The following is a 14,599-nucleotide window of genomic DNA, read 5'->3' as shown; positions in this document are numbered from 1 at the left end:
CAGGGCCGTGACCGGCGGAGCGGCCGGATCTCGTCGGCTGCTGCTGGCGCTGGCCGGCGCCGGCACCGCGCGGGCCGCGCTGGTCGGCGCCCGGGTGCTCACCGAGCGGCCCGCCGGTGCTCCCTGGCGGCGCAGCAACTACGCAGGCCGTCCGGTCACGCTGCTCGGCGGGCCGGCGCTGGCCCTCTCCGCCACCGCCACGGCGGTCCTGGGTGCGCCTCCGGGCACCCGCGCCGCCGCTGCCGTCGTCGGTACCGTCTCCGGTCTCGTCGGCGGCTACGACGACCTGGCCGGCGCGCGACCCGAGCAGGCCCGCGACAAGGGGCTGGCCGGGCACCTGCGCGCACTCCGCGAGGGCCGGGTCTCGGCCGGGGCCGTGAAGGTCGCCGGCATCGGAGCGGCCGCGGCCGTCGCGGCCCTGCTCACCCGGGACCGCGCCCAGGGCGCCGGGACCGTCGTCGACGCGGTGGTCACCACCGGGCTCGTGGCCGGCGGCGCCAACCTCCTGAACCTCCTGGACCTCCGGCCCGGGCGTGCGGCGAAGGTCGGCGCGATCGCGGCCGCCGCCGCCCTCGGCGGGCCCTCGGGAAGCCTGGTGAGCGGGCCGCTCGGTGCGTCCCTCGCCGTGCTGCCCGACGACCTCGGCGAGCGGATCATGCTCGGCGACTGCGGCGCCAACGCCCTGGGTTCCCTGCTGGGACTGCGGCTGGCGGCGATGCCGCACCGCGGCGCCCGGGCCACCGCCCTGGCCGTGATCACCGGCCTCACGCTCGCCAGCGAGAAGGTCAGCTTCACCAAGGTCATCGAGGCGACGCCGGGCCTCCGGGAACTGGACCGGCTCGGCCGCCTTCCCTCGTGAGTGCCCGCCAGGTGGCCCGCGGGGTGGCGGGGGCCGCGGCGCTGATCGCCGTGCTGACCGTGCTGGCCCGCGTCGCCGGGTTCGGTCGCACCCTGGTCTTCACCAACAGCGTCGGTCCCGGCAGCACCGGCGACACGTACCTGGCCGCCAACACCGTTCCGAACATCGTGTTCGAGGTGGTCGCCGGGGGAGCCCTGGCCAGCCTCGTGGTGCCGATGCTCGCCGGGGGGATCGCCTCCGGTGACCGCGACCAGGTGCGCCGCACCGCGTCGGCGCTGCTCGGCTGGACGCTGCTGGTGCTGACCCCGCTCGCGGTCCTGCTCGCCGTCTTCAGCGAGCCCGTGGCCCGGCTCCTGCTGGGCGCCAGCTCGGACGCCGAGATCGAGCTCGGCGCCCGGTTCCTGCTGGTCTTCGCACCGCAGGTGGTGCTCTACGGCATCGCCGTCGTCCTCACCGGTGTGCTCCAGGCCCACCGCCGCTTCGCCGGTCCCGCCCTGGCTCCTCTGCTGTCCAGCGTCGTCGTCGCCGGGGCGTACCTGACGTTCGCCGGGATGGGCGGCGACCAGGACGCCGCCGGCCTCAGCACGCCGGCCGAGCTCGTGCTCGGCGTCGGGACGACGCTCGGCGTGGTGGCGCTGGCCTTCAGCCTCCTGTGGCCTCTGCGGGGCCTGCGCCTGGGCCTGCGGCTGACGCTGCGCTTCCCGGTGGGCGCCGCTCCACGGGTGCGCCGGCTGGCGGTCGCCGGCGTCCTCACCCTCGCCGGTCAGCAGCTGGTCTCGGCGGTCGCGATCCGGCTGGCCGACGACGGCGCGCCCACCGGCACCCTGGTGGCGTACACGGCCGGGCTCACCGTCTTCCTGCTGCCGTGGGCGGCGCTCGCGGTTCCGCTGGCCACCTCGGCCTATCCCGGCCTCGTGGAGCGTGCGGACACCGGTGACGAGCCCGGTTACCAGCGGGCGCTGGCGCCGGTCGTCGTCCTGACCGTCGCCGCGACGGCGGTCGGCGCAGCCGCGATCGCCGCGGCCGCCGGCCCGCTCGCGCGGGTGTTCCTCGCGACCGCGACGACGGCGCAGGTCGCCGCGCTCCGGGACACCATCGTGGGGTTCATGCCGGGACTGATCGGCTACGGCCTGGTCGCCCTGCTGACGCGGGCCCTCTACGCCCGGGGACTGTGGAAGGCACCCACCGTGTGCGTGCTCGGCGGCTGGCTCGTGGCGGTGGTTGCCGACCTGCTGCTCGCCGGCCTGCTGCCCGCCGAGGACCGTGCCCTGGCGCTGGCCGCCGGGCACTCGATCGGCGTGACGGTCGCGGGTGCCGGCCTGCTGATGGTGGTCGCGCGCGTCTCCGGCGGCGCCGCGCTCGCAGGACTGGGCCGCGCCGGCGCTGCCGCTCTGGCAGCCGCCGCACTGGGCGTCGGAGCCGGGTTGGCCGTGGCGCGGGCCCTCGACGCCGATCCGGTTCCCGAGGGGAGCCTCCTCGGCACCCTGCTGGTCGGCGTCCTGGTCGGGGGCACCGTGCTCGTGGTCGCCGGGGCGGTCATGATGGTCACGGCGCGCGGACCGCTGACGCGTGCGGTTCGGGAGTTGCGGCCGTCGGGCGAGCAGGAGGTGCGCGGTGGCTGAGCAGCCCCTGCTCGGACACCGGGTGACCGAGGTGCTGGCGACGAGCACCGGAGGAGTCGGCACGCACGTCCGGTCGCTCGTCCCGGCGCTGGTGTCGGCCGGCGCGCAGCTGCAGGTCTGCGGTCCCGCGGCGACCGACGAGCTCTTCGCCTTCTCGGCCCTGGGCGCGGACTTCGACCCGGTGGAGATCTCCGCCGGCCTTTCTCCGGGCGCCGACGCCCGCGCCGTCGCGGCGCTGCGCCGCGCGCTGCCCGGAACGGAGGTCCTGCACGCCCACGGGCTGCGGGCCGGACTGGTCGCGGCCGCCGCCCGACGCCTGGCCACGAGCCCGGCGCGGCTGGTGCTGACCCTGCACAACGCGCTGCCCGACGGCGGCGGGCTGCGCCGCCGCGTGCTGGAACAGGCCGAGCGGGCCACCGTCCGGGCGGCCGACGTCGTCCTCGCCGCCTCGTCCGATCTCGCGGAGAACGCCCGCCGCCTCGGCGCCCGCGACGTCCGCCTCGCGCCGGTCTCCGCCCCGCCGCTGCCGCCGGCCGCGCGCAGCCGCACGGAGGTGCGGGAGGAGCTCGGCCTGGTCGACGACCGCGCGCTCGTCGTCGCGGTCGGCCGGCTGCACCCGCAGAAGGGCTACGACGTCCTGCTCGACGCCGTCGCGCGCTGGTCGGCCGACCAGCGGCTGCGGCCGGCGCCGCTGGTCGTGATCGCCGGGGATGGCCCGCTGCACGACGAGCTCGCCGCCCGGATCCGGGACGAGCTGCTGCCGGTGACCCTGCTGGGCCGCCGGAGCGACGTCGCCGACCTGCTGGGTGCCGCCGACCTGTGTGTGCTGCCTTCGCGCTGGGAGGCCCGCTCGCTGACCGCGCAGGAGGCGCTGCGGTCGGGGATCCCGCTCGTCGCCAGCCAGGTGGGTGGGCTGCCGGAGCTCCTCGGGGACGCCGCCGAGCTCGTGCCGGTGGGCGACGTGGCGGCTCTCGCCGAGGCCGTCGTCCGCGTTCTCTGCGACAGCGCGTACGCCGCCGAGCTCGGCGAACGTGGTCTCCGCCGGGCCGCGGAGTGGCCCGACGAGGCGGCCACCGCGGCGGAGCTCGTGGGGATCTACCGCGAGCTGATCGACGCGCCGTCATGACCACGCCGGCCCGCCGCGCCGCCGCGCTCCTCGTACTGCTGCTCGCGCTGCTGGCCGGCCTGTCGGGGATCGGTCAGGCCGCCGAGGAACCGGCCGCGGGGGAGGCGACCGTCGACCGGGTGGTGGTCATCGGGGTTCCCGGACTGACCTGGGCCGACGTCGACCCGGAGCGGACCCCCGTGCTGTGGGAGATGGCGGAGGAGTCCGCGATCGGGGCGCTGTCGGTGCGCGCCGCCCGGTCGACCAGCTGCCTGCTCGACGGCTGGGCGACCCTGGGCGCCGGCAACCGGGCGCGCTTTCCGGGCACCGACGAGGGGCTGCCACCCGTTCCGCTGCCTCCGGCTCCGGTCGAGCCGAACGCCGAGGGGGAGCAGCCGGAGCCGCCGGCCGAGCCCCCGCTGGACACCTCGCTGACGCACTGCGGCCTGCAGGAGCGGGTCGCCGCCGTCGCGCTCGGCGACCCCGGCGCCACCGTCGCCCGGATCGCGGAGGACCCGGGCACCGTCCGCTTCGGCGCGGAGCCCGGCGCCCTGGGGGAGCAGGTGGGCTGCGCCTCGGTCGTCGGCCGGGCCGCGGCGCTGGCAGCGGCCGCCCCCGGCGTCCGGCTGATCCCCGCAACGTCGGTGCCCCCGGACGACGGCGAGCTGACCGGCGCACTGACCGCCTGCCCGCTGTCCCTGGTGTCGCTGGACCAGCTCACCACCGCCGGGCGCCCCGGAGCCGAGCAGACCGACGACGGCACCGAGCCCTTTCCGCGGACCGCCGCGCTGAGCCGGATCGACGAGACGCTGGGGCGGCTGCAGGGCGCGGTGCAGGAGCTCCCGGGGGAGACCCTCGTGCTGCTCGCGGGCATCTCCGAGGTGAACGACGGCCGGTCCCAGCTGCACGTCGGCATCGCCGACGGGCCCGGCTTCGACGGCGGCTGGCTGGTCTCGGCCAGCACCGGCCGCGCCCCGTTCGTGCAACTGATCGACCTCGCCCCGACCGTGCTGCGGGCGCTCGGGCTGGACGTGCCGGCCTCGATGAACGGGCAGCCGCTGCGGGTGTCCGGCGACCGGCCCGACCTCGCCACGGCGGTGACCGAGCTGGAGCGGGTGAACACCTCCGCCGTCACGCACCACCGCAACACCGGTCTCTTCTTCTGGATCTTCGTCGGGACCGGCGCGGTCGTCGTCGCCTCCGGGATCGCGCTGTCCCGGCGTCCCGGCGGGCCGCGCGCGCGACGGGTGCTGCGCCTGCTGTGCCTCGTCGTCGCCTCGTTGCCGGTGGCCAGCTACCTGGCCGGGGCGGTGCCGTGGGAACGGGCCGGCTCGCCGCTGGGCGCGCTCGTCGGCGCGTTCGTCGCGGCCGCCCTCGCGGTCACCGCCGTCGCCGTCCTGGGACCCTGGCGGAAGCGGCGGCTGGGCCCTCCGCTGGCCGTCCTCGCCGTCACGCTGGCGACGCTGGTCGGCGACGTGCTCACCGGTTCGCACCTCGAGCTCGACGGGCCCCTCGGCTACGACGCCGTCGTGGCCGGCCGGTTCACCGGATACGGGAACCTGACCTTCGGCCTGCTCTCCGTCAGCGCCCTGGCGGTCACCGCCGCCGTAGCCACCTGGCTCGGCCGGCGGGTGCCGCTCGAGCGGCGCCGGATGGTGACGGCGGCGGCAGTGGTCGCCCTGGGGCTGGTCGTCGTGGGCGTCATCGGCGCGCCGCCGCTCGGCCGGGACTTCGGCGGCGTCCTCGCCGCCCTGCCCGGCTTCCTGCTGCTGGCGATGCTGCTCACCGGCACGCGGGTGACCGTGACCCGCCTCGTGGCGATCCTGGCGGCCGCGGTCCTCGCAGTCGGGGCCGTGGCCGTCCTCGACTGGACCCGGCCGGCGGGGGAGCGGACCCACCTCGGCCGCTTCGTGGAGCAGGTGCTCACCGGGGAGGCGTGGACCGTCGTCAGCCGCAAGGCCGAGGCGAACGTCGGCATCCTGCTGAACAGCCCGCTGGCCTGGATGCTGCCGGTGGCCGCCGTGGCCGCGGTGTGGCTGCTGCGCCGCGGCGGGCCGCTGCGCGGGTCGGCCGGGCTGCCGCCGGCCGACGGCGCCGTGCTTCGCGCCGCGTTGCTGGCAACGGCGCTCAGCCTGGCCATCGGCGCGGCCGTGAACGACTCCGGGGTCGCCCTCCCCGCCACCGCCGCGGCGCTGCTCGTGCCGCTGCTCGTGTGGTTGGTCACCGCGCCCGGCGGCGGTCCTCCCGGTACGGGGGAGCCGGAGCGTGGCGCTGCCCACTCGGGGCGGGACGACGGGTCGGACCGTGTTACGGTCGTCTCCCGTGGATCGACCGTCGGGAACGCCTGAATCCCTCTCGTCACGTGGCCTCTTGCGCAACTCCCAGCCGACGAAGTTCGTCTTCGTCACTGGTGGAGTTGTCTCCTCGCTCGGCAAGGGGTTGACCGCCAGTTCGCTGGGCGCGCTCCTCGCCAGTCGAGGGCTCAGGGTCACCATGCAGAAGCTGGATCCCTATCTGAACGTGGATCCCGGAACGATGAACCCGTTCCAGCACGGCGAGGTGTTCGTCACCGAGGACGGCGCCGAGACCGACCTGGACATCGGTCACTACGAGCGCTTCCTCGACACCGACCTCTCCGGCCGGGCGAACGTGACCACCGGCCAGGTCTACTCGGACGTGATCGCCAAGGAGCGCCGCGGCGAGTACCTCGGTGACACCGTGCAGGTCATCCCGCACATCACCAACGAGATCAAGGCCCGGATCATGGCCGTCGCCGACGGCCCCGAGCGCGTCGACGTCGTCATCACCGAGATCGGCGGCACGGTCGGCGACATCGAGTCGCTCCCCTTCCTCGAGGCCGCCCGCCAGGTGCGGCACGAGATCGGCCGGGACAACTGCTTCTTCCTGCACATCTCGCTGGTGCCCTACATCGCGCCGTCGGGCGAGCTGAAGACCAAGCCCACCCAGCACTCCGTCGCCCAGCTGCGGAGCATCGGCATCCAGCCCGACGCGCTGGTCTGCCGCTCGGACCGTCCGATCAACGACGGCATCAAGCGCAAGATCGGCCTGATGTGCGACGTCGAGGGCGAGGGCGTCATCTCCTGCCCCGACGCGCCGTCGATCTACGACATCCCCAAGGTGCTGCACCGCGAGGCCCTGGACGCCTACGTCGTCCGCCGGCTGGGACTGCCCTTCCGCGACGTCGACTGGACCGTGTGGGGCGACCTGCTCGACCGCGTCCACGCGCCGAAGCAGACGGTCACCATCGCGCTGGTCGGCAAGTACATCGACCTGCCCGACGCCTACCTCTCGGTCACCGAGGCGCTGCGGGCCGGTGGGTTCGCCCACCGCAGCCGCGTGCAGATCCGCTGGGTCGCCTCCGACGACTGCGAGACCCCCGAGGGCGCGGAGAAGGCGCTCGCGGGTGTCGACGGCGTCTGCATCCCCGGCGGGTTCGGCGTCCGCGGCATCGAGGGCAAGCTCGGCGCCATCCGGCACACCCGGGTCAACGGGATCCCCACGCTGGGCCTGTGCCTCGGCCTGCAGTGCATGGTCATCGAGACGGCGCGCAACCTCGCCGGCATCGAGGGCGCGAACTCCACCGAGTTCGACCCCGACACGCCGGACGCCGTCATCTCCACGATGGCCACCCAGCTCGACGTCGTCGCCGGCCGTGGCGACATGGGCGGCACGATGCGCCTGGGCAGCTACCCGGCCAGCCTGCAGAAGGGGTCGGTCGTGGCCGGCGTCTACGGCGCCACCGAGATCACCGAGCGGCACCGGCACCGCTACGAGGTGGCCAACGCCTACCGCGACCGGCTCACCGAGGCCGGCATGGTCTTCTCCGGCACCTCGCCGGACGGCACGCTGGTCGAGTTCGCCGAGCTGCCGAAGGAGACCCACCCCTTCTTCGTGGGCACCCAGGCGCACCCGGAGCTGAAGAGCCGCCCGACCCGTCCGCACCCGCTGTTCGCCGGGTTCGTGCAGGCGGCGGTCGACTACTCCGACGCCACCCGGATCCCGGTGCCGGTGGACGAGGCGCAGAAGGTCGGCATCTAGTGGGCACCGAGAACGACAGCGAGCGAGCATCGCAGGGAGCGCCAGCGACCGAGGAGCGGAACGAGCGCGGAGTCGAGCAGTGAGTACCGACCCGGCCCAGCACGAGTACCGGGTCCTCGCCAGCGAGCCGATCCACGAGGGGCGGGTCATCTCGCTGCGCCGGGACACCGTCGCCATGCCCGGGGGAGGGGACAGCGACCGCGAGGTCGTGCGCCATCCGGGCGCCGTGGCTGTCGTCGCGCTGGACGACCAGGACCGCGTGGTGCTGCTCCGGCAGTACCGCCATCCGGTCGGGAAGTACCTGTGGGAGCTCCCCGCCGGCCTGCGCGACGCCGACGGGGAGCCGCCGCTGGAGACCGCGAAACGAGAGCTGGCCGAGGAGGTCGAGCTCTCCGCCGAGCGGTGGTCGCTGCTGACCACGCACTACAGCAGCCCCGGCTTCGCCGACGAGATGGTGCTCATCTACCTCGCCGAAGGACTCTCCGCGACCGGCCGGCCCGACGGCTTCGAGGTGGAGCACGAGGAGCTCGACATGACCGTGGAGCGGGTGCCGCTCACCGAGGCCGTGCAGCGGGTCTTCGACGGCGACATCCAGAACGCGTCGGCGGTCATCGGCCTGCTCGCCGCGGCCCAGGCGCGGGCCACGTCGGCGCGGCTGCGCCCGGTCGACGCGACCTAGCGGTCAGGGGCGGTCGGCGGCAGTCGCGCCGCTGACCGCCGGCAACCGCAGGCCGAGGCGGCCCAGCTCCAGCTCGGCGAGCGCCCGCGTCGCGGCGGGGTCGCCGGACCGCCAGGCGGCTCCCGTGCCCATCGGCAGCGCGGCGAGCCGGGGGAGCGGGGCCGTCGCGACCGCCCGGGCGGCCAGCAGTTCGACATCGGGCACCCCGGTGAGCATCCGCCGGGCCGCGCCCGCCTCCCGCGCGTAGCGCAGTCGCGAGGGCAGCCAGCGCACCAGCAGCCAGCCGACCGGCAGCACGACCAGCACCAGGGCCAGCCAGAAGGCCAGGGTGTCGACGGCGCCCTGCGCGGACTGCCCTGCCCCGCGGACCGAGCCCGCGGCCCCGGACAGGCCCTCGAACGGCGCGGCCAGCTCGTCGCCGACCACGGGCACGTCCTCCGCGGCCGACGCGGCCGAGTCCATGGAGCCGGCGACCGAACGGCCCAGGTCCTCGACCGCACGCCCCGGCTCGGCCAGGACCAGCACGGCTCCGTGCACCACCCGGGCCACGAGGACCCAGAGCACGATCCACAGCAGCATGCCGACGTCGGCCATCACCTGCCTGGTGCGCAGGGCAGGGTGCTGGGCGTAGAAGCGCATGGACGGTCCTCCGGACGGAGCGGGTGGGGCTCCGCCATCGTCGGCCAGCCGGCGTCCGGCGGCAGGACGGGCCGCCGTCGTGGCCGGGCGAAACGGTCCGGGTGCGCCGATCCGGGCCCCGTCCGTGCCTACACTCCGGCCGAGGCGTGCCCCGACCGGGCGCGTCCGCGACGCGGTGGGGAGCTCCGTCATCCTCGGGGTCCGCCCGCCGGGACCAGGAGACGTGCGATGCGGGTCGGGGTTCCCCGGGAGGTCAAGAACCGGGAGTACCGGGTGGCGCTCACCCCTGCCGGGGTCACGGAGCTCACCCGGGCAGGGCACGAGGTGCTGGTCGAACGCGGCGCGGGCGAGGGGTCCTCGATCCCGGACGAGGACTTCACCGCGGCCGGTGCCCGCATCGTCGCCGACGCCGACGGCGTGTGGGCCGACGCCGACCTGCTGCTCAAGGTCAAGGAACCGGTCGCCGAGGAGTACGGCCGGCTGCGCGCGGACCAGACGCTGTTCACCTACCTGCACCTGGCGGCGTCCCGCCCGTGCACGGAGGCGCTGCTCGCCTCGGGCACCACGGCGATCGCCTACGAGACGGTCCAGACGGCCGACGGCGCGCTGCCGCTGCTGGCTCCGATGTCCGAGGTCGCCGGCCGCATGGCGCCCCAGGTCGGCGCGCACAGCCTGGAGCGGGCGCACGGCGGGCGGGGTGTCCTGCTCGGCGGGGTCTCCGGCGTCTACGCAGCGAAGGTCGTCGTCATCGGCGCCGGGGTCTCGGGGATGAACGCCGCCGCCATCGCCCTCGGCATGCAGGCCGAGGTGGTGGTGCTCGACCGCGACATCGAGAAGCTGCGCGCGGCCGACCGGATCTACCGGGGGCACCTGCAGACCGTCGCCTCCAACGCCTACGAGCTCGAGCGCGCGGTCCTCGATGCCGACCTGGTCATCGGCGCGGTGCTGGTGCCCGGCGCCAAGGCCCCCACCCTGGTGAGCAACGAGCTGGTGGCACGGATGAAGCCGGGATCGGTGCTCGTCGACATCGCCGTCGACCAGGGCGGCTGCTTCGAGGACACCCGCCCGACGACGCACGACGAGCCGACGTTCCGGGTGCACGACTCGGTCTTCTACTGCGTGGCCAACATGCCCGGTGCGGTTCCGAACACCTCCACGCACGCCCTCACCAACGTGACGCTGCCCTACGTCATGGCCCTGGCGAACGAGGGGACCGCGGCCGCCGTCCGGCGCGACCGCGCCCTGGCGCACGGGGTCAACGTCGTGGACGGGAACGTGGTCCTGCCCGAGGTCGCCGAGGCCCACGGGATGACCGCCACGGCGCTCGAGGAGGTGCTGTCCTGACGACGGCGACGACGGGCCCCGCCGTCGAGCGGGTCGTCACCGGCTACCTCGACCACCTCACCGTGGAGCGGGGGCTGGCGGCGAACACCATCGCCTCCTACCGGCGCGACCTGCGGCGCTACACCGAGTACCTGGACACGGCCGGCGTGCGCGGGCTGGGTGAGGTCGCCGAGTCCGACGTCGCGGGCTTCCTCGCTGCGCTGCGCCGGGGCGACGACGACCACCCGCCGCTGTCGGCGACCTCGGCCGCGCGGGCGGTGGTCGCCGTTCGCGGACTGCACAAGTTCGCGCTGCTGGACGGGCTCGTCATCGACGACGTCGCGCACGAGGTGCGGCCGCCGGCTCCGGCCCGCCGGCTGCCCAAGGCGGTGCCGGTGGAGACGGTGGTGGCGCTCATCGAGGCCGCCGGGTCGCTGGAGGGGCCGCGCGGCCTGCGGGACCGCGCACTGCTGGAGGTGCTCTACGGCACCGGCGCGCGCATCTCCGAGGCGGTCGGCCTCGCCGTCGACGACCTGGACCGCGGGCAGGCGACCGTGCGACTGTCGGGCAAGGGCGGCAAGGAGCGGATCGTGCCGGTCGGCAGCTTCGCCCTGCGCGCGGTCGAGGAGTACCTGGTGCGTGCCCGCCCGGCGCTGGCCGCGAACAGCGGCGGCGGGGTGCGCGGCGGCGCGCTCTTCCTCAACGTGCGTGGCGGGCCGCTGTCGCGGCAGAGCGCGTGGTCGATCCTGCGGGCGGCGGCCGAACGCGCCGGGCTGTCGGGCGAGATCTCCCCGCACACGCTGCGGCACTGCTTCGCGACCCACCTGCTCGACGGCGGGGCGGACGTGCGCGTCGTCCAGGAGCTGCTCGGGCACGCCTCGGTGACGACCACGCAGGTGTACACGCTGGTCACCGTCGACCGGCTGCGCGAGGTCTACGCCACCAGCCATCCGCGGGCGCTGACCTGACATGGGCGATGTAACCCCTTGGGCGGAATCTGCTCTCCGTTCGGCTTGAGCAGTCCCACCCGTTGGCAATCGTCGCTATGTCGACACGTCGACGGCGTGCCGCCTTGGGAAGCTTTCGTTCTCTCCTTAACGTCTGTGTCACCCGAGCGGACGCTGACGGCTGACCGCACCCGGAACGTCCGGAACGGGTACGAGGTGGAGGCGACAGACCCATGGCGAACCGAGCGGACGCGGCACACGCCGTCGCGCGCCCGCACGACACCGACCCCGAGATGGGGGCGGCGGCGCTGCGGCTGGACCCGGCCAAGGCGCGTCAGCGCCGGCTCCCGGACCCGAAGCCGCTGACCCAGCACGGGCCGGCGCACGTCATCGCGATGTGCAACCAGAAGGGCGGCGTCGGCAAGACCACGTCGACCATCAACCTGGGTGCCGCGCTGGTGGAGTTCGGCCGCAAGGTCCTGCTCATCGACCTCGACCCCCAGGGCGCGCTGTCGGTGGGCCTGGGCGTTCCGGCGCAGAACATGGACCGGACGATCTACAACGCCCTCATGGAGCGGCGGACCGGTCTGCGCGACGTGCTCGTGCACACCGACATCCCGGGGCTGGACCTCGTGCCCAGCAACATCGACCTGTCCGCTGCCGAGGTTCAGCTGGTCAGCGAGGTGGCCCGCGAGCAGACGCTGCTGCGCATCCTGGCCGACGTCCGGGACGACTACGACTTCATCCTCATCGACTGCCAGCCCTCCCTCGGTCTGCTGACCGTGAACGCGCTCACCGCCGCCCAGGGCGTGGTGATCCCGCTGGAGTGCGAGTTCTTCTCCCTGCGCGGGGTGGCCCTCCTCGTCGACACGATCGACAAGGTCAAGGAGCGGCTGAACCCCGACCTGGAGATCAACGGCATCCTCGCCACCATGTACGACTCCCGGACCGTGCACTGCCGGGAGGTGTTCAGCCGGGTCGTCGAGGCCTTCGGCGACACCGTGTTCCAGACCGTCATCACCCGCACGGTGCGCTTTCCGGAGACCACGGTCGCCGGGCAGCCGATCACCACGTGGGCTCCCACCTCCACGGGCGCTGCTGCGTACCGCGACCTCGCCAAGGAGGTGCTGGCACTGTGACCCGCCGGCCCGTTCTCCCCGGTGCCTCGGAACTCTTCCGTCGCACCGACACCGCCGCCGCCCCCGAGGTGACGGAGCTGCCCAGCCTGTCCGCGGCCGTCAGCTCCCCGGCGCTGCGCAGCGCCGGCGCGCGCCGTCCCGCGGACGGCGGGGCCGAGCCGGCCATGCCGCTCACCCTCGTCCCGGGTGGCCAGGCCGACGGCGACGACGCCCTGGCGTCCTTCCGCAGCGGTCCGGCCGAGCCGGCCGCCCCGCAGGTCCTGCAGCCGCGGGTGCCCACCCGCGGACGGCCCGCCCGCGGGAAGCCCGAGCGCACGAAGCACGACGAGAAGATCACCGTCTACATCTCCGCCGACGAGCTGCTGGCCCTGGAGTCGGCGCGGCTCACGCTCCGCGCGCAGCACGGCTTGGCCGCCGACCGCGGCCGGATCGTCCGCGAGGCCGTCTCCGTCCTGCTCGCCGACCTCACCGAGCGCGGCGAGGACTCCGTCCTCGTCCGCCGACTTCGCAGCTGAGCTGCGCGCACCCCTACGCTCGCACCCTGTGAGCCCTGACGCTGGAGCGGTTCCGGCGGCCGAACCGGCCGACGGGACCGCTCCAGCGCGTTTCACCGTCCGGCTCACCAACTTCGAGGGCCCGTTCGACCTGCTCCTGCAGCTCATCGGGAAGCACAAGCTCGACGTCACCGAGATCGCGCTCTCGCAGGTCACCGACGAGTTCATCGCCCACCTGCGGGCGCTCGGCGACGAGCTGGACCTGGAGCAGGCCAGCGAGTTCCTGGTGGTCGCCTCCACGCTGCTCGACCTCAAGGCCGCCCGCCTGCTGCCGGCCGCCGAGGTCGACGACGAGGAGGACCTGGAGCTGCTGGAGGCGCGCGACCTCCTCTTCGCCCGGCTGCTCCAGTACAAGGCCTACAAGCTGGCCGCCCGGTTCCTGCGCGAGCGGGAGGGCGAGGCCGCACTGCGCCACCCCCGCCAGGTAGGGCTGGAGCCGCGCTTCGCCGAGCTGGTGCCGGAGGTGCTGCTCGACCTCACCCCCGAGCAGTTCGCCGCGATCGCGGCACGGGCGCTCGCTCCGAAGGTGCCCGAGACCGTCAACGTCTCCCACCTGCACGCGCCGCCGGTGAGCGTCTCCGAGCAGATGCAGCGGGTCCGCGACCACCTCGTCCGCGTGGGGACGGCGAGCTTCCGGGCACTGTCGGCCGACTGCGAGCACACGCTGGAGGTGGTGGCGTGCTTCCTGGCGCTGCTGGAGCTCTACCGCCAGCAGCGGGTGGTGTTCGAGCAGCTGACCCCGCTGGGGGAGCTGCACGTGCGGTGGACCGGTGACGCACGGCCGCAGCCCGACGACGAGGCATCCCCTGACGCCGACGAGGAGTACCGGTGACCGAGGACCGACCCGACCAGGAGCGGGCACCCATCTCCTGGGACGCGCTCGCCGCCGAGCTCCAGGCCACCCGGCGGGAGGCCGAGGAGCGGGGCGACGCCGATCCAGGGGCCTGGGACGCCGTCGCCGCCGAGCTCGCCGCCCGCGTGGGGGAGCGGCCTGCCGAGGAGCAGCCGGTGCCCGCGGTCCCGCCCGAGGACGAGCTGCCGCTGGCCGCGCCGCCGCGTGCCGAGCCGGAGCCCGAACCCGAGCCGGAGCCGGAACCCGAACCGGAGCCGCTGGAGCTGCTGGACCCCGTCGAGCTGCTCGGCGGTCTCGAGGCGCTGCTGTTCGTCGTCGACGATCCGGTGGACGAGGAGACCCTGGCCGCGGCGCTGCGGTGCTCGGAGGAGCAGGTGCGCGACGGGCTGGCCGCGCTGGCCTCGGGCTACGACCAGCGGTCGGCGGGCATCACGCTGCGCCGCGTGGGGGAGGGGTGGCGGCTCTACACCCGCGACGACCACGCCGCCGTCGTCGAGCGCTATCTGGGGGAGGGGCAGCGCAGCCGGCTCACCCAGGCCGCGTTGGAGACCCTCGCCGTCATCGCCTACCGCCAGCCGGTCACCCGCGCCCGGGTGTCGGGCATCCGCGGAGTCGGCGTCGACGGCGTCATGCGCACGCTGATCACCCGCGGCCTGGTGCGGGAGGTCGGCTCCGACCCCGACACCGGGGGCGGGCTGTACGTGACCACTCCGCTGTTCCTGGAGCGGCTGGGGCTCACCAGCCTCGAGGAGCTCCCGCCGCTCGCCCCGCTGCTGCCGGAGACCGCGACGATGCTGGACGAGCACCCCGACGCCTGAGG

13 protein-coding genes are annotated in these 14,599 nt (G+C 74.8%); 12 read left to right on the top strand and 1 reads right to left on the bottom strand.

The features are described 5' to 3' along the window. Positions 1-7: 7 nt before the first annotated feature. The 6 genes from LBW97_RS11785 to LBW97_RS11760 all read left to right on the top strand — a co-directional run bounded on the left by LBW97_RS11785 (position 8) and on the right by LBW97_RS11760 (position 8,324). On the top strand, positions 8-859 hold the full coding sequence (locus tag LBW97_RS11785; protein WP_224499559.1) for a hypothetical protein: 852 nt from the start codon (positions 8-10) through the stop codon (positions 857-859). Further along, a complete protein-coding gene (gene murJ / locus LBW97_RS11780) occupies positions 856-2,481 on the top strand; it encodes a murein biosynthesis integral membrane protein MurJ (protein ID WP_224499558.1) in 1,626 nt (541 codons plus the stop codon). Before LBW97_RS11785 ends, murJ begins: the two co-directional genes overlap by 4 nt. Next, complete coding sequence (locus tag LBW97_RS11775) at positions 2,474-3,607, top strand: glycosyltransferase family 4 protein (protein WP_224499557.1); 1,134 nt, start codon at positions 2,474-2,476, stop codon at positions 3,605-3,607. The genes murJ and LBW97_RS11775 overlap by 8 nt, the downstream gene beginning before the upstream one ends. Beyond that, positions 3,604-5,934, top strand: coding sequence for a hypothetical protein (locus tag LBW97_RS11770; RefSeq protein ID WP_224499556.1), 2,331 nt, complete (start codon positions 3,604-3,606; stop codon positions 5,932-5,934). The genes LBW97_RS11775 and LBW97_RS11770 overlap by 4 nt, the downstream gene beginning before the upstream one ends. A 22-nt stretch (positions 5,935-5,956) precedes the next feature. Then, positions 5,957-7,645, top strand: a complete 1,689-nt coding sequence (locus LBW97_RS11765) for a CTP synthase (RefSeq protein WP_224499555.1) — start codon at positions 5,957-5,959, stop codon at positions 7,643-7,645. A gap of 79 nt (positions 7,646-7,724) precedes the next feature. Beyond that, entirely contained in the window at positions 7,725-8,324 is a 600-nt protein-coding gene (locus tag LBW97_RS11760; RefSeq protein ID WP_224499554.1) for an NUDIX hydrolase, read from the top strand. 3 nt (positions 8,325-8,327) lie between these two features. Here the strand turns inward: LBW97_RS11760 and LBW97_RS11755 are convergent, their stop codons facing one another. Next, positions 8,328-8,963 carry a hypothetical protein gene (locus LBW97_RS11755; RefSeq protein WP_224499553.1) on the bottom strand — a complete coding sequence of 212 codons (636 nt, stop codon included), beginning with the start codon at positions 8,961-8,963 and terminating at the stop codon, positions 8,328-8,330. Between the two features lie 228 nt (positions 8,964-9,191). On the opposite strand from LBW97_RS11755, the gene ald reads away from it, so the two are divergent. From ald to scpB, 6 genes are all read left to right on the top strand, one after another. Next, positions 9,192-10,307 (top strand): alanine dehydrogenase, encoded by a 1,116-nt coding sequence (gene ald, locus LBW97_RS11750; RefSeq protein WP_224499552.1) that lies wholly within the window; start codon positions 9,192-9,194, stop codon positions 10,305-10,307. Beyond that, on the top strand, positions 10,304-11,254 hold the full coding sequence (locus LBW97_RS11745) for a site-specific tyrosine recombinase XerD (protein WP_224499588.1): 951 nt from the start codon (positions 10,304-10,306) through the stop codon (positions 11,252-11,254). Before ald ends, LBW97_RS11745 begins: the two co-directional genes overlap by 4 nt. Positions 11,255-11,466: 212 nt before the next feature. Continuing rightward, complete coding sequence (locus LBW97_RS11740) at positions 11,467-12,372, top strand: ParA family protein (RefSeq protein WP_255600764.1); 906 nt, start codon at positions 11,467-11,469, stop codon at positions 12,370-12,372. Then, positions 12,369-12,887 carry a hypothetical protein gene (locus LBW97_RS11735; RefSeq protein WP_224499551.1) on the top strand — a complete coding sequence of 173 codons (519 nt, stop codon included), beginning with the start codon at positions 12,369-12,371 and terminating at the stop codon, positions 12,885-12,887. Before LBW97_RS11740 ends, LBW97_RS11735 begins: the two co-directional genes overlap by 4 nt. A 28-nt stretch (positions 12,888-12,915) precedes the next feature. Further along, positions 12,916-13,758, top strand: coding sequence for a ScpA family protein (locus LBW97_RS11730; RefSeq protein WP_224499550.1), 843 nt, complete (start codon positions 12,916-12,918; stop codon positions 13,756-13,758). Beyond that, the gene (scpB, locus tag LBW97_RS20465) at positions 13,755-14,597 is read left to right on the top strand and encodes an SMC-Scp complex subunit ScpB (RefSeq protein ID WP_224499549.1); all 843 of its coding nucleotides are present in this window, start codon (positions 13,755-13,757) and stop codon (positions 14,595-14,597) included. The genes LBW97_RS11730 and scpB overlap by 4 nt, the downstream gene beginning before the upstream one ends. The last annotated feature ends 2 nt before the right edge of the window (positions 14,598-14,599 follow it).

Source organism: Blastococcus sp. LR1 (assembly GCF_020166105.1).
GTDB lineage: Bacteria > Actinomycetota > Actinomycetes > Mycobacteriales > Geodermatophilaceae > Blastococcus.
This window is presented reverse-complemented; position numbering and strand designations above follow the sequence as displayed.